Genomic DNA, 18,423 nt, shown 5'->3' with positions numbered 1-18,423 from the left:
GACCGTAATTTATGCGTGGAGCCGCATTAAATATGTTTTACGCCACACAAAAATAATGGATTATTGTAAAACTGGCCGCTTTGACGGTGCAATATAAAAAGGAAGCGCTGGCGCTTCCTCCTTAGAATTACTTTCCGGTTAATCTAATATGTAAATTAGTATCTAACTTTAAAATAACTTTATATGTACTTGCAGTGTCCTCTTCCAGATCATTAATATCTTTATATTTCTTACTAACAATATATGAAGTACTGCAGTTGCTGCATGTCAGCAGATAAAAGGCATAACTGGAGTCCCTTTTCGTTTTTTGGGACGCTGGGAAAGATATTTTTCTGGATTGGATATAATTTATTAACCCAGAGTAATCTTTAGCAGCAGAAAGCTTAATGAGTTGTTTTACATCCTCCTGGTAACTTCCAGCTACTTTAAAAAGAAGCTTTTCCGAAAAGAAACCACTCTGAGTGCATTCGCGGCATTTTATCTGATTGCCAAGGAGAAACAAAATAAGGATTGTACTGCCGAGAAGAAAGGTAAGCCCTTCCAGCCAGAACAAACTTATAAAAGGGAAATAATTTTCCTCAGCAGCATCAAAAATATGACCTGAAAAAAACACTCTCCCAGTAAGGTCAGTCCGGAAGACCGCCTTATAGATAAAGTACATGATAATCATGTAACTCATCAGGCCATAGGACAAAGCAGTAAGCAGATAAGGAAGCTTAAATTGCTTTTTTGTTTTAAAAATAAAAACATAATACGCAGAGGTTGAGAACAGCCCCATGAGAAAGAACTCAAAGAGGCCCCAGGAAAAATCAGCATAATTACGATATTGATTCCCGGCAATTACTGAATATGCTATTACAAATAAGAACACCAGTAATCCATATACTCGTGTCATCCAATTTCCCCTCACCCTTTGAAGAATTTGTAAAATTATGAAATATGTTTTTATTTTACAGGATAACCATTAATTTTACTATGACTTTTTAGAAGGAGGATGTGAGAGGTGAAAGAAATCAATAAAAAACCGCACCCCCGATTGCCAGATAGTGCTCAGCAATCGGGGTGCAGTTCATAGTGTCTTATACGTGATCCTCGCTTAAATAATTCCCAGGCTGTCCAGAAAAACAATCAGGATAACGAGAGGGATCACATATTTAATTAAAAAGCTCCATAAAGCAAACAGCGGGAAGCGATTCCCTTCTTTCTCTATTTCCGCTTTTACAGCGGCTGGCTTCCATATCCAGCCAAGGAAAATACTCATAACAAGACCGGCGAATGGAAGAAGAACTTCTGCAGACAGGAAGTCCAGCAAATCAAAAATTGTCCGGTCGATTAACGTAACATGTGATAACGCGCCAAAAGATAGTGATGCGAACACCCCTACAATGGCGATGACCAGCCCTGTAACCGGTGCTGCAACTTTCCTTGAGATATTAAATTTTTCTTTTACAAAAGCAGTAACGACCTCAAGCAGGGAAATAGCCGATGTTAAGGCAGCAACAAAAATAAAGAAGAAGAAAATTACTGCGAAAACAGTCCCGAACGGCATATCTGTGAAAATAGCAGGGAAGGTAATAAACACGAGATCCGGACCGCTTCCAGGATCTATTCCGTAATGGAAAACTGCAGGAAAGATAATCAAGCCTGCCATAATTGCGACCATCACATCAAGCAATACAATCCCACCTGCATTCCCTGTTATGGAACTGCTGCTTCTGCTGTAGCTGCCGTATGTCACATAAACACCAGAGGCAAGGCTTAAGCTGAAGAAAGCCTGTCCAAGCGCTGCTAATATAATCCCTGAATTGATTACCGAAAAGTCCGGCTCCAGAAAAAATCGTAGTCCCTCTCCGGCTCCGTCAAGACTTACACTTCGGAATACAAGAACGATTAACAGGACAAATAAGGTAGGCATAAGGATATTGTTCCATCTTTCAATCCCTTTTTTCACACCGCCCATGACAATAAAAATAATAATTGCCATTAAGAGCAGCTGCCAGACGACTGGCATAACCGGATCAGAGATAAACCCGCCAAAGGAACTGCCGTAGTCTCTGTCCTCCGCTACCAGATTTCCTGTTAGGGCCAGAATGAAATAATAAAATGCCCAACCCGATACAACTGAATAAAAGGAGAGTATCATAAAATTAACAATAATTCCGATCAAGCCATTGAACTTCCACTTTTTGCTTTTCGTTACGGCACCGTAGCTGTCCATTGCGTTTGCGCGCCCGCCACGGCCAATACTAATTTCCCCGATCAGGAGAGGAAGCCCGATTAATAAAACAAATGCTAAGTAAATCAGGACAAATGCCGCTCCGCCACTTTCGCCGACTACAAAAGGAAATCTCCATATGTTCCCCAGTCCTACTGCGGAACCTGCAGCGGCCAGCATAAAACCAAGTCTCGTACCCCATTCCTCTCTGGGTTCAAGGGAGTTTGATGAATTACGTGCTGACATAAAATTTCTCCTCTCAACTAGCTATTCTGTCTGTACTGTTTTTTCTTATTGACGTACCACACCAAAGATATGCGTTAACGCATTAAAGTAAAATTAGCAGTAACAGTTATAAATACTACCATATTCTTTTCTGGGGGGCTAGTTTTCTTCTAAGTCTGTAAAAAATAACAGTCCGGTTTTGCAGGACAGCTTATTCAGGAGTCAGCTGTCTGGATTGGCATTTTTCAATAATTCGAGGGCTCTTTAATCACAGGCCGATACTTTTTTGCATAGGCTACCGTGCAATGATAATTTTAGCGGGAGGTAGCTCTTTTGTATTATAATCAACCATTCTTTACGTATGTGACCCCCTATAGTAATCAGTATCAGCAAAATGCTGGCAACCAGTTGCAGCATTCTGGTTTTGAAAGAAGCAGCGGCGCTTCATCTTATTATCAGGGACAAAATATGTACACCCCTGAGTTCTATGACAATAGCTATCATGATCCGAATTTGTTCAGACAGCAGGTAGTACGAGGGCAGGCAACATGGACCGATGGAGGACAGGTGACCAGGTGCGGTATTCCCTGGTCGCAAAACAATTTTTTGACTGCTGCAGTGGGTTCTAATACACCTTACCGTTGCGGTGAAAGGCTGAGAGTGAGGAATCTTGCGTCGCCTGGCCAGGAGATTACCGTAATAATAGTTGACCAGGTAATAAACTATCCGGCAAACAGACTAAATTTGCATCGCCGGGCATTTGAAGCATTGGGGGGTAACTTGAACCAAGGTGTGCTGAACATCGAATTTACTCCGACGGGGGAAGAGCCGGAAACCGGACAGGAAGAAATGTGGGGTGCATATCTTTCAGGGCTGGTCCAGGCTGCTTATCCAAACTACAGGATAGTAAACTACCGGCCAGTAGACAGAACCCAACAGACAGGAAACCGAATAAGGGAGACGTATGAATTCAGTCTTCAGTCTCAGGAAGAACAAATTACTGTAAGGAGCAATGTAGTTTACAACCCTGATACAAACAGAGTCATTTCTACAGACATTCAGGAAGTTTAATTGCAGTCCAGCCCTGAAGAACCGGCAAGAAACATGCCAGGTTCTTCTTTTTGCCCAAAAGTTCAGGGGCCAGACCCCCGAACTCTTGACCCTGAACTTTTTGGTAAATTCCTGCATATCTTCCTTTGAACTTCTGAATAATAAACAGAAGAGAAGGGGTGTCTGCTGATGGTATTCAAAAAGAAACAGAAAAAAATCAGTGAGGTTCTTTCTTATGACGAGTATCTGTCCGGAATCTACGATGCAAATGCACCATTACCAGCTGATTTAGATCAGGCGAAACAATTATTTAAAACAGCCTTCAGCAACAGTTTTGATTTTACAGAACGGGAATTTACACTGCCTGGAGGAAAGGAAGTCTACCTTTGTTTTATCAGTGCAATGATCAGTGAAAACAAGCTTGAATACTCGGTAATCGAGCCTCTGTTAAAAAACAGCGGTAATATAAAACTTCAAAGAGCAGCAGACTTTGGAAGCATTCTCACAATAGCTGAATTTGAAAAAGCAGACAGCTGGAAGACAACGGTCAGAAATCTTCTTGACGGCAACATCCTTCTGTACGCAGAGTATTGTGATCCAATTATCTTATATCTTGCCGAACCTCTTGAAAGGTCTCTGACAGATCCAACCACAGAGAACCAGGTGTATGGACCGAAAATAGGCTTTATCGAAAATCAGCATTCAAATGTTGGCATCCTGAGACAGTTTATAAAAGACCCGCGATTAAAAACGAAGGAGTACCGCTTAGGAGAAGTCAGCAACACTGGTGTTTCCTTAGTGTATCTGGAGCAGTACTGCGAGCCTTCAGTGGTCAAACATGTTGATCAGCTACTGAACAGCTATGATAAAGACCATCTCATCACAGCAGGAGAGCTGAACAAATATATTTCCCGGCATCCAAATTCCATTTTTCCCCAGGTTACCATGTCCGAACGGCCGGATGTTGCTGCATACAGCCTTCTTCAGGGGAAGGTTGTTCTCTTTATAGACAATTTCACGTTTTCAGTAATAGCACCGATAACTTTCATGGATATGCTTGAAACAACAGAAGACCACACATATTTTGTACCATGGAACCTAGCTTTTATCAGGATATTGCGTCTTATTTGTTTAGTAATCGGCACAACACTTCCAGCATTATACGTCTCACTCGTTGCTTACCAGCCGGAAATGATACCAACGGAATTAATGATTAGTGTTGCCCAGTCCCGGGCACAAATCCCGCTTCCGGCGAACGCGGAGGCTTTCTTAATGATGTTTGCCCTGGATGTCCTTGTGGAAGCGAGCATGAGGCTGCCTTCTTTCGTTGGACAGACAATTGGCATTGTGGGGGGGCTCGTCATTGGTACTGCCGCGGTGGAAGCAGGGCTTATAAGCAATATTATGGTTATTATTATCGCTTTTACAGCAGTGGCTATGTTTACGCTCCCCTCATGGGAGTATGTCTCTTCGTGGAGGATTGTCCGATACGGGCTTGTAGCATCTGCCGCGGCTCTGGGACTTTACGGGTTTGTCCTTGCAATCGGATTTTTATACATGCATTTAAGCAAGCTGGATTCCCTGAATAAGTCTTATTTATATCCAATTTCACCGTTTTACCCAAGGCAGATCCTTAACTTTTTTAAGCCCCGTAAATAGTTCAGTCGTACCTGGCACAAACAGAGGATGATATTACAATGGATCCTATTTCTCAGGAAACAAATAATGGAAAAGGGGAACTTATTACTTTTACATACAGCTCTACGATCACCTTAGGGCTCATCTTTCTGCCGTATATATCAGAGACTGAGATACGGAGTGCGTGGCTGAAGGTGGTACTTGCTGTTTTCCCTTATTTTCTGCTTATGTATTTGATAAATAAAGTCATCAAGAAACACGGCGAACAGGATATCCTTGGCTTATTTAAACAAAAAAGCTATAAGATATTTTATTATCCAGTCGTCCTCTATTTGCTTTTCGGCACATTTTATGCAAGCCTCACGGGAACGAAAAGCCTTAGTATTATAGTGCAGACTTACTTGCTGCAGGATACAGACCAGGCTGTTATTATCGTGGCATTTTTATTAGTAGCATTTCTTGGCCTTCTGTACGGCATACGGACTATTACCCGAATGCTCGTTCTGTCATTTTTACTTGAGGTTGCTATTGTTTTCAGCCTATCCTTTATCATATTATCAGAAGATTTTCGCTGGATTAACCTTGCTCCTGTTTTTTCAACAGACATCCTGACATTCGGAAGAAGTATCCTTTCAGATATGAGCAGATATGGCGGGGTAGTTACTTTGCTTGCGTTCCTTCCTTATGTGAATAAGAGTGTCAACATCTTTAAAGCAACGTCCTTAGGTTTGCTTCTGGTCATGTACTCTTATTTTGTCGTCTGCTTTACTGCGCTTGGTATTTTCGGCTTTGAACAGGCAATGAATTTTCTCTCGCCTGCAACTGCGCTGATACAGGCAACTTCAGCAAGAACAGGTATTCTTGAACGGATGGATTTGTTTTTCCTGTCTATATGGATCATGTCTTTTTACAAAATCGCGCTTATCCATTTCTGGTTCGGCACCTTTTTAATGAACAGAATCATCAAGGTAAAGCCAAAGCGGGAATGGATCCATGTTTGCATATTTGTCGCTTTAATAGCTGCTATTTCACTCAGTACACCGAGCCTGATAAATTTTTCATGGGAGCCATTTAATCTTAATACGTTGTTTTACTCTCTGGTTGTACCAATGATACTCGTTTCTTATCTGTTAATCCGCAGTAAAAAGGGGGCTGGTACTGGTGGGGACATGTAAAAAAACAGTGTTTTGCGTTCTGCTTATCAGCCTCATTTGCCTCACAGGGTGCAACACTGACTCTAAAGAAATTGATGAGCGAACGATTATCGTTGGTATGGGTATTGATAAAAACGAAGAAGGCCAGTTTATTGTGTCTATTCAGGTGCCTGTCATTGTGTCCGGAGGCCAGCAAGGGGGAGAGGAAGGACTTGTAAGCGAGTTTGAAACACTCTCATCCACTCATAATACTGTCTGGGAAGCAATTGCCAATCTGGAGGCGCAAACACCTACAATTTTATTTTTTGGCCAGCTAAAATCAATAATGATTGGAGAAAGACTGGCTAAAGAAGGTATTGAACAGGTCATGGATGTACTTGACCGCAGAGCACCTCTGTCAAATGATGTGCTGCTCCTTGTGGTAAGAGAAAAAGGGGAAGTAAGGGAGTTTCTGAAGAATGAAACACAGTTAGTAAATTTGCCTGCCCTTTATATTGACCGATTTTTTACAGCAGAACAAAAATTATCCCGCACGGATGATGTAAAGTTGTTCGAATACCGGAGAGACAGAAATATGATTTCAAACGCTGCGACAATTCCGTTAGCATTTTATGATATTAATACAGTTATCGAAGATATGGCCGTCTTTAAAAACGGAAAAATGGAAGGAGAGCTTATAGGAAAAGAGGCGGGGATCAGTGGTTTGTTAAAGGAGCGGAAGATGGAGAATATAAATTATACAGTGACCATAGAAGGGGAAGGCCGTTCCCTGGAAGCTTCTATAAGAGCAAATATGGATTTGAGTTATTCTTTCACTGAAACTAATCCTGTAAAAATTCACCTGGAAGCAACGGGGAAGGGGGAGCTGGTTCACCTGGAAACCCACAAAGACAGGGCGTCTGAGGAAACGATAGACGAGCTTCACAAAAAACTGGAGGAAAACATTAAAAAAGATATAGATAACACTATTACAAAAATGAAGGGGATAAATGTGGAGCCATGGCTGATCGGCCACAGAATTTGGTCAAAAAACTATGCGTATTTCGAAACCCTGAACTGGAACGAGACAGGATGGAAAGATGCGCAAATAGATGTAAATGTTAATGTTGAAATGGAACAGACGGGCCAGCGGATACTTCCTGAAAAAATAAAGCTTGGCAGATAGATAAATAAGCTACCTGATATTATGGGATGTCAGGTAGCTTATTTAAACTGGAAATGGGCGGTAACCGATGCTATACGGCCATTATTGAGATCCATTTTGTACAGGAAGGGGGTAGGGAGGTGCGTAAAATGAATGGTTACGAAGGGAGATTAAACATACTGACAATCAGTCAGGGAACCAGGCCAGGCAGTTAAGCTTTAGAACATCATACAAAAGGACACTCCAAGCAGCAAATACAGGAATGTCATTATTTTAAATTGCAGTTGATTGCCAATACAAGCACGAGAAGATTTCAGTATTTATACCAGCCACAAATATTTTCCGGCTAAATTTTAAGGTTTTTTAAGCCAGCTAACAATTAATCGAGAAAAATTATTTAATATCTCAAAACTAAAAGTATACTTAGTTATTGAGACAAAATAAAATAAATCCATATTTGTTCCGATAATTTGTATTATGTAAACTAGTTTATTGAAATTTTTCTTCCTCTCCATTATTTTCACTCATAGAAATGAAGGGCAGACCTTAGTACCTCAGCTTGCCTCCGAAATTCTTCTGCAGCAGCCTCCTGTTTTATGTGTCACATTTCAATTCTTTCCTCATCAACCAAAGTGCTTCATTCATCTGCTGCTGTTCCGTTTCTTCCCTGGTTATTAACATATCTTCCACGCAATTGTACAAAAACAGGCACACATCCTGTTCCGGCGTCCGTTTCCCTACATAAGCTATCACAAGAGCTTTTTGTTGTTGTGTTTTGTGATAAATTTATTTAAGGAGGCCCTTCATATGTCTGCTGATTACTATTATAAAATGTGCCACGACCATATTGGCCAGGATGTAGAAATTACCGACAGACACGGTAAGATCTACAGGGGAAAAATTGAGCGCGTGGACCGGGAAAATGTATATCTTCGCCCCCATGACTCAGTTCCTGGGCATGGGCACCACCACGGCGGTCCAGGTGTGTTTTTCTTTCCCCTCGTCGCTGCCGGCCTGATTGCAATCCCACTCATTGCAATCGCAGGATTCCGCCGCAGGCCGTACTATTACTAATATGAATTGGTGTTGGGCAGGATGAATTTCGATAAGTCAAACCCTGTTTTTGAAACAAAGCATTTTATTTTTCGCCCCCTTACTCTGAATGAGGTGGAAGATCTTTTTGAAATTTATTCTGACCCGGACGTGATTCGCCTTGATTACAGTGAGCCAGTTACTACTAAAGAACAAATGGCCGCAATTATTACTGCCGCAAACAGCAACCCATCAGTTGTGACATGGAGCGGAGAACACAAATCATTCAATAAAGTAATTGGCACATGCGGTTTTAAAAACTGGAACAGGCAATCCCGGAATGCAGAATTAGGCGGAAACCTGGCAAGGGAGTTCTGGAACCAGGGGTATGCTGCAGAAGCATTAGGCGCATTGATAAATTACGGATTTGAGAATATGAATCTGAATAAAGTTTACGCTTCTACAAATTCCAGAAATATTGCCGCTCTCCGGCTGTTAAATAAATTTGGTTTTACCCAGGAGGGGCATTTCAGGGAACATCAGTTCTTAGATGGAGAATTTGCTGACGTTTTTTTCTTTTCACTCTTCAAAAAAGACTATAATAACGCGAATTAAGGCCTGTATTTAACATCTTTCGTTATATGCAGGTTTTTTTCTTCATTTTTTAGTCATAATTCATATGCATAATAAGTTTGTTTCATTTTTTTACATTTATATTTCAGTTTGTTTAAACAATGATATTTTTGTAGTAACCTGGCCTCTATGTCTATAGGTATGAGTGAGACAAAAATCAAGGAGGCTTTCATTTATGAATATGAAAGATTTGAGATTCTCAAAAATGAAGATGTTGATGATAGCGGTATTTGCTTTTGCAGCCTTTTTTATAGTATCTCCTGCATCCAGTGAAGCTGGCAGCGACAAGAATTTAGGCGATATATTGCTCTATGAAGGGAAAGAGCATCCTCATGTGTCAGAACTTCAGGAGTTACTAACGGAAAAAGGGTTTTTAAAAGATAACTTTACAGATGGAGTCTATGATAGTCCCACCCGGAAGGCGGTCACAGAATTCCAGAAAAGTGCTGATATATTAGTAGACGGGGTTACCGGGCCACAAACAGCCGGAGCATTAAAAGTTTTACGTATAGGTGACGAAGGGGAAGCCGTTGCAGAATTGCAAAAGCGATTGCACAATTTAGGTTATTATCCTGCAAACCTGGACGGTATTTTCGGTCCTGTTACTGAGAGATCCGTAAGACAATTTCAAAAAGATGAAGGTATCTTGGCAGATGGTATTGCCGGCCCGCAAACTTTTGGAGCGCTGCATTCTACCGGAAAAAGTGCAGCCGTTTCAGCTGCGAATAATACTTCAGAGGTTAACTCAGACGGCTCTGCCGAAATTGCCTCCTCAGAAGAAAAAAATGAGAGCAAAAATTCATCTGAGACCTCTGACAACGGAAATAAATCCGTAAAAAACGATGGGAAAACTAATGAATCACAAACTAAGAATAATCCAGCCAATAAGGCTGATGAAAATACATCCGATACTTCGGAAACAGATGACACAGAAAAGTCATCTGCAAGCAGTACCTCTGAGCAGCAGAAAAGCTCTGATTCTGCGAAACAGGAAGAAACAAATGAAGAACAAAGTGAGGAGAAAACTGAAGCTGCTTCCCGTGGGCAGTCAAGTGGCCAGGGCAGGGTTTTAACGATGGAAGCAACCGCGTATACCGCTTATTGCAACGGTTGTTCAGGTATAACAGCCACTGGAATCGATTTGCGTAATAATCCAGGCAAAAAAGTTGTCGCAGTGGATCCGAATATTATACCCCTCGGTACAATGGTGGAAGTGGAAGGTTACGGAACAGCCATTGCAGGTGATACAGGGGGTGCAATAAAAGGTAATAAAATCGATTTGTTTATGCCGAATCGGGATGATGCCCTTAAATTCGGAAGGCGCAATGTGAAGGTAACCATCCTCGAATGATTAAAATAAATTAGAGAACCAGGCCCTTAACGGGGGCCTGGTTCTTAATGCTTTATAAATAGTTTGAATCAATCACGGCGGTCCATTTTTCTAACCGCATCTTCAAGCTCTGTATTTGTAAGATGCGTATAAATCATTGTTGTCTGGACGGAAGAGTGGCCGAGCTGCCTCCGGAGTTTAGGTATATCATTATTTTCCATCTGGTATCTTGTAGCAAACGAGTGACGGAGCTTATGAACAGATAATGCAGGCTTCCCAAACGCAGTTGCATATTTTTCAACCATCTTTTCCACAGATCTTGCTGTCAGGCGCCTTGTAGTTCCTTTTTTTCCCATCGGAGCAGCAGCAAACAACGCTTTAAACGATTTATCCAGCTCGTATCGTTCTGTTCTTATTTTTAAGTATTCTTCAAGATCAATTTTTGCCTGTTCGCTGAAGTAAACATACTGTTCTTTGCTGCCTTTACGAATAACTCTCACAGTATGCTTGTGGAAATCAATATCATCTGTATCAAGTCCCACAACCTCCGAGAGACGGAGTCCTGACCCGAGAATTAATGAAATAACAGCAGTATCCCGTTCCCGGTTTCTCAAATGAAAGTTATACAATTTCTTGTTATCCTGATGCATTATCCCGTAGTCATAGGCCACAAACTGGCGGAAAAGCTCATATTCATCACCTCGGAGAATTTTTCCTTCCATACGGTTAGCAAGAGTTTCCTGATCTTCTTTAATGTTGTTCAATTCCAGTTTTGCCATGACATTCCGCTTAATATAAGGTTCCAGATCGCTTGTTTCAGCAATATTCTGCAGGTAGTTAAACAAGGATTTCAAGGAAGACAGCTTACGATTAACTGTCAGTTTGGAGTTGTTTAACCGGAATTCCAAAAACGAGAGAAAATCCTCGGCTTGCTGAACGGTAATGCGTTCCAGAAGTTCAAGAGGAATATCTTTTTTATTGCCATCAAAAAAACCTTCGGCAACGATCCAGTCAAAAAAGATGATATAATCATGGCAGTAATTTAACAGAGATGCCGGCGATAGTTTTCGTTTTCGTTTATCTATGTATTCATTAACATACCAAGGGAGCTCCCGTGATTTTTCTTCAATGCGTTCGTAAAGTCTCTGGCGGTTTTCCTGACTCATTATAATCAACTCCTTCCCTCCATTTTATATTATTGATATTAATTTCGTCAAATTTATATTTTACGTAATAATCTTTATTTGTTTTTTTCGGCTGCTAATTCGTCTCTATGTCCTCATAATTTCTCTTTCCCCTCTTTCTACTAAATATAAAAAATCAAGTTGCATTAAATTATACGAGTTTTGTTAATAGAAATTTTCTGTAAGGATCTTTTTTATAGCTTATATTAATTTAATATCTTAGATTATATTTTTTCTGTTTTAGGATTGCTGATAAATACTTTGTTATATATATATCGTGATTTTGCGTTTTGATATTATGTTGAAATCCTGATTTATTCAGACCCAAATTCATGGCCCCGTTTAGCTCGTTTATACTCCTGTTTGCTTGTTCAGTCAACCTGGCACTTTGGTTCCAGGAACCCCGGTGCCAGGTTGACCAACAATCTTGATGCTAACCCCGCTGCCATACTTGTCACTAAACTTCAATACGACTTAACTCCCCATCACTGCTGCGGCCCTTCTTCCGGAAATGACAGCTCCTTCCATCCTTCCGAAATAATGCTTGATAACGCGGTAATTTGCTTTCTTACCTTCAAGATGTAACAAAATCCCGTTGCGTGACTACCCCCTGCCCTCTTAAATTGAATATAGCTTAGGTTGGTATTTGCCTGGGGACACAACAAATACTGGAGAAGCGACTTTTACCTTAGCCAAGATGCTGAGTTCGATTAAACACACAGAAATTTTATTTAAATTCCCTTCTGGCATTTAACTTAAACCCCCTCTTTTGCCATGGGCCAAAGTGTGCACAAAAGGCCCATTTTTACATAAAACTGAAATAATTTTGGTAAAAACAGTAATATTTATGTCGAATCCTGTCGAATAATCTCAATTTGTTTGAATTCCTATAAATTTCAGAGCAATTTAAAAGCATTGCCTTGCCATATCCTCTTATCTTAATTAAGCGTTATATATAACAGTTAATACTCATTAGCCGTGTTTGATAATAAATCTGACTCTTTATAAGCTATTAAGTGTTGTTGGAAAAAAAAACTCAATAAAGGAGAGGATTTTTATCCAGTATGACAAATGGTTTTTCCAGAAAGGCGGGATTTTGCTATGACAGTAAAAACCGCTGCAACAATCGCTACCGAAGAAATTGTTCTTGAAAAGCCTGCTTTAAATGACGGGGCAAAAATGTGGGAGTTAGTTAACGACTCTACTCTCGATTTGAATTCCCCCTACAAATATTTAATGATGTGCGAGTATTTTTCTGAAACATGCGTAGTTGCAAAGGAAAATGAAAACCTTGCAGGTTTTATCACTGCTTTTATCCCTCCTGAAAGGAAGGATGTAATTTTTGTCTGGCAGGTTGGGGTGGACGAATCATACCGGGGTAAAGGAATTGCTTCCAGAATGCTGAAAGAACTATTCTCACGAGAAGCGTGTAAAGACGTCCGCTATCTCGAAGCAACGGTTACCCCATCGAATACCGCTTCAAAAGCTTTATTCACCAGGTTTGCACTTAAGGAAGACGCAAAGTGTTTTATTACACCTTGCTTCCCTGCTGATTTGTTCCCGGGGGACGATCATGAAAGTGAGTTAACCTATCGAATAGGACCGCTTAAATAACATTTATTACATCCAAGAAACCTTAATCAACCAAAAAAACTCTGGAGGGATATCTAACATGACTAACAACCTTAATATCTTTAACGAACTGGAATCAAGTGTACGCAGCTATATCAGAAGCTTTCCTACTGTATTTACTAAAGCAAAAGGAAGTAAAATGTGGGATGAAAACGGCAAGGAATACTTAGATTTTTTCTCCGGAGCCGGCGCATTAAACTATGGACATAACGAACCTAAAATGAAAGAAAAACTTGTAGAATACATTATGAACGACGGGATCACCCACTCTCTTGATAAAGCAACAACTGCAAAAGCAGAATTTCTCAACAAGTTTAACGATGTAATCCTTAAGCCGAGGAACCTGGATTATAAAATTATGTTCCCTGGGCCAACAGGTACTAATACAGTTGAAAGCGCGTTAAAAATAGCCCGTAAAGTAACCGGAAGAACAGATGTAATCAGTTTTACAAATGGTTTCCACGGTATGACGATCGGTTCTTTATCTGTAACTGGAAACGCGATGAAGCGTAAAGGTGCAGGAGTGCCTCTGACAAACTCTGTGACCATGCCATTTGACCGTTTTGCTGATGAAAAAGACGATTTTTCCAGCCTGGATTACCTCGAACGATTTTTAGAAGAAGGCGGCAGCGGTGTCGACATTCCCGCAGCAATGATACTTGAAACCGTTCAAGGTGAAGGGGGCATAAATGCTGCCAGGTTTGAGTGGCTGAAACGCGTGGAGAAAATCTGTAAGAAATGGGACATTAAACTTATTATCGATGATGTTCAGGCAGGAGTCGGCCGTACAGGCACGTTCTTCTCCTTCGAAAAAGCCGGCATTAAACCAGATATTATCTGTCTTTCAAAATCAATCGGAGGTTTTGGCCTGCCGCTTGCCATTACACTGATTAAGCCTGAACTGGATAACTGGCTGCCAGGCGAACATAACGGAACTTTCCGAGGGAACAACCATGCGTTTGTTACAGCTGCTGTTTCCCTTGAATACTGGGAAGACGACTCTTTTGAAAAGAGCATTGAGCAGAAGTCAGAAAAAATTACTGATTTCCTCAAATCTTTAATTAATAAGCACCCTGAGCTTAAAGGGGAAGTTAAGGGCAGAGGATTCATGCAGGGTATCTCCTCCCCCGTGGATGGTTTAAGTGAGAAGGTTGCAGAAGAAGCATTTAACAGAGGCCTGATCATGGAAACATCTGGAAGCGACGATCAGGTATTTAAACTCTTCCCTGCTTTAACCATTGAAGATTCTGAACTGGAAAAAGGCTTTAGAATCATCGAGGAAAGTGTTAAAGCAGCCATCGCAGCACAAACCGAACTAGTTGCTAACTAATTAAATGAAATAGATTAATTTGTTAAATTTAAATTCAGGAGGAACACAACATGAAAGTAGTTAAATTAGAAGATATCGTAGGCACAGAAAATGAAGTAAAAGGTGAAAACTGGACCAGCCGCCGACTGATCCTGAAAGATGTTGGCATGGGCTATTCTGTGCATGACACAATCATTAAAGCAGGGACAGAAACTCATATCTGGTACCAGAACCACCTTGAAGCAGTATACTGCATCGAGGGTGAAGGTGAAGTTGTTACTTTAAAAGATAATAAAGTACACAAGATCTCTGCAGGCACTTTATACGCGCTGGATGAGCATGATGAGCATCTCCTTCGCGGCCATACTGACATGCGTATGGTTTGTGTGTTCAATCCTCCTCTTACCGGGAAGGAAACACATGATGAAAATGGAGTATATCCACTTGTAACAGAATAATTTCAGTAAAAAGAGGGTCCCTTTACAGGGCACCCTCTTTTTTATTTTTTAAACTTATTCCCTAACGTTTCATCTACATAGGCATCTTCTTTTTTCAAGAGCTCAAATGCTTCTTCCGCGTCTTCCTCATCAACTTCAAATTCAAGCATATGGGTAAACGTGTTTTTATCCTCATGAGTAATGCCTTCCAGAAAACCTGGTACGCCAGAGGTCCCGCTTCCCGCACCCACATTAGTTGCCGCGGCCGGTATAAAGATGTCCCTGTTCGTATCATCTGGAATGCTGTCCACAAATATATTTTCCACTTTTAATTTTTGCAATTTAGCAAGCGCTGATTCCGCGTCGTTTTCACTTCTGAAATAGGCATGCATATGTTCAGCCATAAATACCTGCCTCCCTGCAATTTTTATATTATAGTACCCTTCCCCGTCTATAAATAAACAAAAAAGAAGCCGGCTAACCCGGCTCCTTACATTTATTATATCGTTTTCTCGTAGAACTTATTTCCTATATTATCTGTTTTTTCTTCAAAACCAATTCTGGTCAGATACTTTTGATGTCCTTCAATATCCGAATAGCTGATAAACCTCGTGTAGCCTCTATCCAGGAAGTACTCCTTACTGTCCTGAAAAATATAAGTACCTGTTTTAAAATCACGATATTCCGGTATGACAAAGTCAAGTTCGATTTTAAGGGTTTTTTCATCATGTTTTGAAGCAAGGAACAGACCTGCAGGTACCATGTTTCGGAGTATAAAAAAGCTGACTGTCATATCATTTATATTAAAAGCTGTTTTATCAGAGAATTTTTTGATTTCCTCTTTATTAAATTCAAGAAAATATTTAAAGTACTCCGTGTTCGACTCAATTTCAAGCATCTTAAAATATTCTTTAGATGAGGAGTATATTTTCGTAAGATAATATACGTTAATTATAGCAATACCCAGATTCATTAGCCCAACTGGCAACGCACCTATTAAAAAGCCATACAATGAAAAGATACTGGAACCAACAAGGTTTATCCATCGAAGTTTAAGTATGGAACTCATTAAAAGTGATATTAAAACAATAAGTGAAGCTAAATACCCTAACCATTCTAACCAGTCAATATTCAATTTAAGAAACTCCTTTCAAAGTTAAGACAGTACTACCCTTTGAACCAAAAAAGCATTATCTCATACCAATTCGAATAATGCAACTGGAACATTTGAGCCGTATATTCATTAAACGCCACTGTCAGCCGCGATAATGAGGTATCTCAAAGAAGGCAGAACTCATATCCTTCGGCCTTAATGATTCTGATAAGTTCAGGCAGTATTTTCACTGTCTGCTCCAGTTCATGCAGGAGAATGATCGCTCTGTCCTGAAGGTTTTCCTGAACATACTCTATAATTTTCAATGGTTCTTCTTTTAACTCCCAGTCAAGGGATGCTATTTTCCACATTACTATTTCCATTCCCAGCCTGTTTGCAGCAGTAATAGTATGTTCATTGTATTGGCCGAACGGAGGGCGAAAATACTTTACTGCCTGGCCGGTAATTTTCTCTATTTTCATTTTGCTGTACAGAAGCTCGCGAAACTGCTCTTCTTCATTCAGCGCTGCAAGGTTCGGATGGCCTCTTGTGTGGCTTCCTATCACATGCCCTTCTTCCAGGACCCGCTTCCATGGCCGCTTTTGATGCAGCAGCCTGGACTGCCAGAAAAACATCGCTTCCGCATTTTCCTTCTTTAAAATATCGAGAATTTCAGGTAGTGCCTTACCAGGTCCGTCATCGAAAGTAAGCATCACTTGTTTTCCTGTACTGTCTTCTTCCCTTTTCAATTCAGTAATTACATTATCATCTGCAGTGTCGTACACGACACATGTTTTATCTGCCACTCATGGTGAAAAAATCATCTGGACCCTTCCTCCTTGTTATTCTTTGCATTTTTACAATTTTTATAAACAGCTGCCAGTTTTTCAGCTTCTTCTTCAGGAGAATGATTTTCCATTACGTATTTTTTGCCGTTTTCACTCAGTTCCATCCTGAAACTTGGATCTGTCAGCATTTTTTCTGCATATTTTAAAAACGCCTCTTCGTCTTCATATAACATTCCCGTGGTTCCATGGCTGATAATGCTTCGGTTTCCGGCAATATTTGATGCTAAAACCGGGAGACCCACCAGCATAGCTTCTAATAAAGCGGAAGACTGCCCTTCCGCAAGAGAAGTATTGAGCACTACATCTCCCTGAGTGTATAATGCACCCATTTTTTCATATTCTATTTCCCCTAAGTAAGTAAGCCAGCCTTCGTTTTCTTTCACAAGCTCCCTTACATTGTCCCCCTCTTCATCTTCTATAACAGGGCCTGCAAGCCAGAGACGAATTTCCGGATACTTTGTTCTCAGTTTTTTCAGCATATGGACAGCTGCAGGAATATTTTTCACTTCACGGATGCCTGCAGGAAGAATAAACAAAAAGGTTCCCGCTTCCTTCGTTAAAGGAGCCTCCGATTCTGGGAAACCTGCCACGCTCTGAGGAATTACAACTGTTTTTTCCTGAAGGTCGGGTACTTCCGTAAGGAGCTTGTCCATTGCTTTTTTATCAAAAACATGGACAGCCTCTGCTCCCCGTAATACGTGAATAACTTCTTCCCGGCGTTCAGGGTCATACAAATCTTTATTTAAATCCGTTCCGGTAATGGTAATAAGATAAGGCTTCATTACTTTCCCGGTTCGTTTCATGAAACCGTAAAATCGATATGCATGGAAGCCATGGTAAATATCGCTATCCGGCAGATCCGGAACAGCTGTTTCTTCTGTAGAAGAGACAATTTCTGTAACTATACCATGCTGTTTTAATCCCTGCGCGATTCTTTCTGCTGTGACTTTATTTCCTCTTGACTGATGAAAATATGGTACGGCTAATAAGGCTTGCATAGAATTCTCCTTTATATGTGTCAGCACTGCTGTTTTTTGCTAGCGACATTATATCATTTCTTCCCGCAGACGAAAAAATTTATGACCTTAGCTTGGAACAGTGACCCCCGGGAACGCTGAAACACTGCCCGGGGTCCCTGCAAATCACCCCTTAGTCAGGTGACCTTTACGACATGCACCTCAAGCTATAAGGACACCTGGATCATTGCCAGGTGTCCTTTTAATGAGGAATGAGAAGTGCGCCAATTATCACCAGAAGGATAAAAAGCACAAGTATTAAAATAATCATAGTTTTAGCCACAGCAACATCCTATGACTAATTGTAACACCACCTTTCAAGTAGATATTACATTTTATGTATCAGGGTATAGTTTGTATAGCGATATTGCGGATAAGGTATTGGAGGAAATAAGGGGAATTACAGGTATTATGGCTTTTGTTCATTTAGGAAGGCGAAATACTTTGATATAATAAAAACAAGGAAACATTATTCTAAATTCT

At 40.6% G+C, this 18,423-nt stretch carries 19 protein-coding genes; 11 read left to right on the top strand and 8 right to left on the bottom strand.

What is annotated here, in order from left to right:
- Positions 1-127: 127 nt before the first annotated feature.
- Both BK582_RS15750 and BK582_RS15745 read right to left on the bottom strand, forming a co-directional pair.
- The gene (locus tag BK582_RS15750; RefSeq protein ID WP_078595949.1) at positions 128-895 is read right to left on the bottom strand and encodes a hypothetical protein; all 768 of its coding nucleotides are present in this window, start codon (positions 893-895) and stop codon (positions 128-130) included.
- Between the two features lie 201 nt (positions 896-1,096).
- Positions 1,097-2,461: a sodium-dependent transporter gene (locus BK582_RS15745; RefSeq protein WP_078595948.1), complete on the bottom strand. Its 1,365-nt coding sequence runs from the start codon at positions 2,459-2,461 to the stop codon at positions 1,097-1,099.
- Between the two features lie 312 nt (positions 2,462-2,773).
- Between BK582_RS15745 and BK582_RS15740 the strand changes: the two genes are divergently transcribed.
- The 5 genes from BK582_RS15740 to BK582_RS27675 all read left to right on the top strand — a co-directional run bounded on the left by BK582_RS15740 (position 2,774) and on the right by BK582_RS27675 (position 7,641).
- Positions 2,774-3,511, top strand: coding sequence for a DUF3889 domain-containing protein (locus tag BK582_RS15740; RefSeq protein ID WP_244895403.1), 738 nt, complete (start codon positions 2,774-2,776; stop codon positions 3,509-3,511).
- 168 nt (positions 3,512-3,679) lie between these two features.
- A complete protein-coding gene (locus BK582_RS15735; RefSeq protein WP_078595947.1) occupies positions 3,680-5,149 on the top strand; it encodes a spore germination protein in 1,470 nt (489 codons plus the stop codon).
- A gap of 38 nt (positions 5,150-5,187) precedes the next feature.
- Positions 5,188-6,303 carry a GerAB/ArcD/ProY family transporter gene (locus tag BK582_RS15730; protein ID WP_078595946.1) on the top strand — a complete coding sequence of 372 codons (1,116 nt, stop codon included), beginning with the start codon at positions 5,188-5,190 and terminating at the stop codon, positions 6,301-6,303.
- Positions 6,290-7,447 (top strand): Ger(x)C family spore germination protein, encoded by a 1,158-nt coding sequence (locus BK582_RS15725; protein WP_169911055.1) that lies wholly within the window; start codon positions 6,290-6,292, stop codon positions 7,445-7,447. The genes BK582_RS15730 and BK582_RS15725 overlap by 14 nt, the downstream gene beginning before the upstream one ends.
- A 26-nt stretch (positions 7,448-7,473) precedes the next feature.
- The gene (locus BK582_RS27675) at positions 7,474-7,641 is read left to right on the top strand and encodes a hypothetical protein (RefSeq protein ID WP_218190734.1); all 168 of its coding nucleotides are present in this window, start codon (positions 7,474-7,476) and stop codon (positions 7,639-7,641) included.
- A gap of 379 nt (positions 7,642-8,020) precedes the next feature.
- Here the strand turns inward: BK582_RS27675 and BK582_RS27110 are convergent, their stop codons facing one another.
- A complete protein-coding gene (locus BK582_RS27110) occupies positions 8,021-8,179 on the bottom strand; it encodes a hypothetical protein (RefSeq protein WP_169911053.1) in 159 nt (52 codons plus the stop codon).
- A gap of 54 nt (positions 8,180-8,233) precedes the next feature.
- On the opposite strand from BK582_RS27110, the gene BK582_RS15720 reads away from it, so the two are divergent.
- From BK582_RS15720 to BK582_RS28105, 3 genes are all read left to right on the top strand, one after another.
- Entirely contained in the window at positions 8,234-8,500 is a 267-nt protein-coding gene (locus BK582_RS15720) for a hypothetical protein (RefSeq protein WP_078595944.1), read from the top strand.
- 21 nt (positions 8,501-8,521) lie between these two features.
- Positions 8,522-9,073: a GNAT family N-acetyltransferase gene (locus tag BK582_RS15715; protein ID WP_078595943.1), complete on the top strand. Its 552-nt coding sequence runs from the start codon at positions 8,522-8,524 to the stop codon at positions 9,071-9,073.
- A 193-nt stretch (positions 9,074-9,266) separates the two neighbouring features.
- Positions 9,267-10,442: a peptidoglycan-binding protein gene (locus tag BK582_RS28105; protein WP_078595942.1), complete on the top strand. Its 1,176-nt coding sequence runs from the start codon at positions 9,267-9,269 to the stop codon at positions 10,440-10,442.
- 68 nt (positions 10,443-10,510) lie between these two features.
- Here BK582_RS28105 and xerS read toward each other — a convergent pair whose 3' ends face one another.
- A complete protein-coding gene (gene xerS / locus BK582_RS15705; RefSeq protein WP_078595941.1) occupies positions 10,511-11,587 on the bottom strand; it encodes a tyrosine recombinase XerS in 1,077 nt (358 codons plus the stop codon).
- 1,119 nt (positions 11,588-12,706) lie between these two features.
- On the opposite strand from xerS, the gene ectA reads away from it, so the two are divergent.
- From ectA to BK582_RS15690, 3 genes are read left to right on the top strand one after another with little or no spacing between them, the layout of a single operon-like run.
- Positions 12,707-13,219, top strand: a complete 513-nt coding sequence (gene ectA, locus BK582_RS15700) for a diaminobutyrate acetyltransferase (RefSeq protein WP_078598072.1) — start codon at positions 12,707-12,709, stop codon at positions 13,217-13,219.
- A 58-nt stretch (positions 13,220-13,277) separates the two neighbouring features.
- Complete coding sequence (gene ectB, locus BK582_RS15695) at positions 13,278-14,567, top strand: diaminobutyrate--2-oxoglutarate transaminase (RefSeq protein ID WP_078595940.1); 1,290 nt, start codon at positions 13,278-13,280, stop codon at positions 14,565-14,567.
- Between the two features lie 50 nt (positions 14,568-14,617).
- Complete coding sequence (locus tag BK582_RS15690; protein WP_078595939.1) at positions 14,618-15,004, top strand: ectoine synthase; 387 nt, start codon at positions 14,618-14,620, stop codon at positions 15,002-15,004.
- Between the two features lie 41 nt (positions 15,005-15,045).
- On the opposite strand, the gene BK582_RS15685 is transcribed toward BK582_RS15690, so the two are convergent.
- The 4 genes from BK582_RS15685 to BK582_RS15670 form a co-directional block, all read right to left on the bottom strand.
- A complete protein-coding gene (locus tag BK582_RS15685; protein ID WP_078595938.1) occupies positions 15,046-15,387 on the bottom strand; it encodes a hypothetical protein in 342 nt (113 codons plus the stop codon).
- A 95-nt stretch (positions 15,388-15,482) separates the two neighbouring features.
- Positions 15,483-16,118: a YgjV family protein gene (locus BK582_RS15680; protein ID WP_078595937.1), complete on the bottom strand. Its 636-nt coding sequence runs from the start codon at positions 16,116-16,118 to the stop codon at positions 15,483-15,485.
- 143 nt (positions 16,119-16,261) lie between these two features.
- Positions 16,262-16,882, bottom strand: a complete 621-nt coding sequence (locus BK582_RS15675; protein ID WP_244895402.1) for a polysaccharide deacetylase family protein — start codon at positions 16,880-16,882, stop codon at positions 16,262-16,264.
- A gap of 14 nt (positions 16,883-16,896) precedes the next feature.
- Entirely contained in the window at positions 16,897-17,922 is a 1,026-nt protein-coding gene (locus BK582_RS15670; RefSeq protein ID WP_078595936.1) for a glycosyltransferase, read from the bottom strand.
- Positions 17,923-18,423: the final 501 nt, after the last annotated feature.

Source organism: Evansella clarkii (assembly GCF_002019695.1).
Taxonomy (GTDB): Bacteria; Bacillota; Bacilli; order Bacillales; family Salisediminibacteriaceae; genus Evansella; species Evansella clarkii.
Note: the sequence above shows the minus strand (reverse complement) of the source record. Positions and strands in the feature narration are given on the sequence as shown.

What these genes read in the sequence shown, in the direction of transcription:
- BK582_RS15750 (WP_078595949.1), bottom strand. Translation starts at nt 895, where the DNA reads ATGACACGAGTATATGGATTACTGGTGTTCTTATTTGTAATAGCATAT.
- BK582_RS15745 (WP_078595948.1), bottom strand. Translation starts at nt 2,461, where the DNA reads ATGTCAGCACGTAATTCATCAAACTCCCTTGAACCCAGAGAGGAATGG.
- BK582_RS15735 (WP_078595947.1), top strand. Translation starts at nt 3,680, where the DNA reads ATGGTATTCAAAAAGAAACAGAAAAAAATCAGTGAGGTTCTTTCTTAT.
- BK582_RS15730 (WP_078595946.1), top strand. Translation starts at nt 5,188, where the DNA reads ATGGATCCTATTTCTCAGGAAACAAATAATGGAAAAGGGGAACTTATT.
- BK582_RS27675 (WP_218190734.1), top strand. Translation starts at nt 7,474, where the DNA reads ATGTCAGGTAGCTTATTTAAACTGGAAATGGGCGGTAACCGATGCTAT.
- BK582_RS15720 (WP_078595944.1), top strand. Translation starts at nt 8,234, where the DNA reads ATGTCTGCTGATTACTATTATAAAATGTGCCACGACCATATTGGCCAG.
- BK582_RS15715 (WP_078595943.1), top strand. Translation starts at nt 8,522, where the DNA reads ATGAATTTCGATAAGTCAAACCCTGTTTTTGAAACAAAGCATTTTATT.
- BK582_RS28105 (WP_078595942.1), top strand. Translation starts at nt 9,267, where the DNA reads ATGAATATGAAAGATTTGAGATTCTCAAAAATGAAGATGTTGATGATA.
- xerS (WP_078595941.1), bottom strand. Translation starts at nt 11,587, where the DNA reads ATGAGTCAGGAAAACCGCCAGAGACTTTACGAACGCATTGAAGAAAAA.
- ectA (WP_078598072.1), top strand. Translation starts at nt 12,707, where the DNA reads ATGACAGTAAAAACCGCTGCAACAATCGCTACCGAAGAAATTGTTCTT.
- ectB (WP_078595940.1), top strand. Translation starts at nt 13,278, where the DNA reads ATGACTAACAACCTTAATATCTTTAACGAACTGGAATCAAGTGTACGC.
- BK582_RS15690 (WP_078595939.1), top strand. Translation starts at nt 14,618, where the DNA reads ATGAAAGTAGTTAAATTAGAAGATATCGTAGGCACAGAAAATGAAGTA.
- BK582_RS15685 (WP_078595938.1), bottom strand. Translation starts at nt 15,387, where the DNA reads ATGGCTGAACATATGCATGCCTATTTCAGAAGTGAAAACGACGCGGAA.
- BK582_RS15670 (WP_078595936.1), bottom strand. Translation starts at nt 17,922, where the DNA reads ATGCAAGCCTTATTAGCCGTACCATATTTTCATCAGTCAAGAGGAAAT.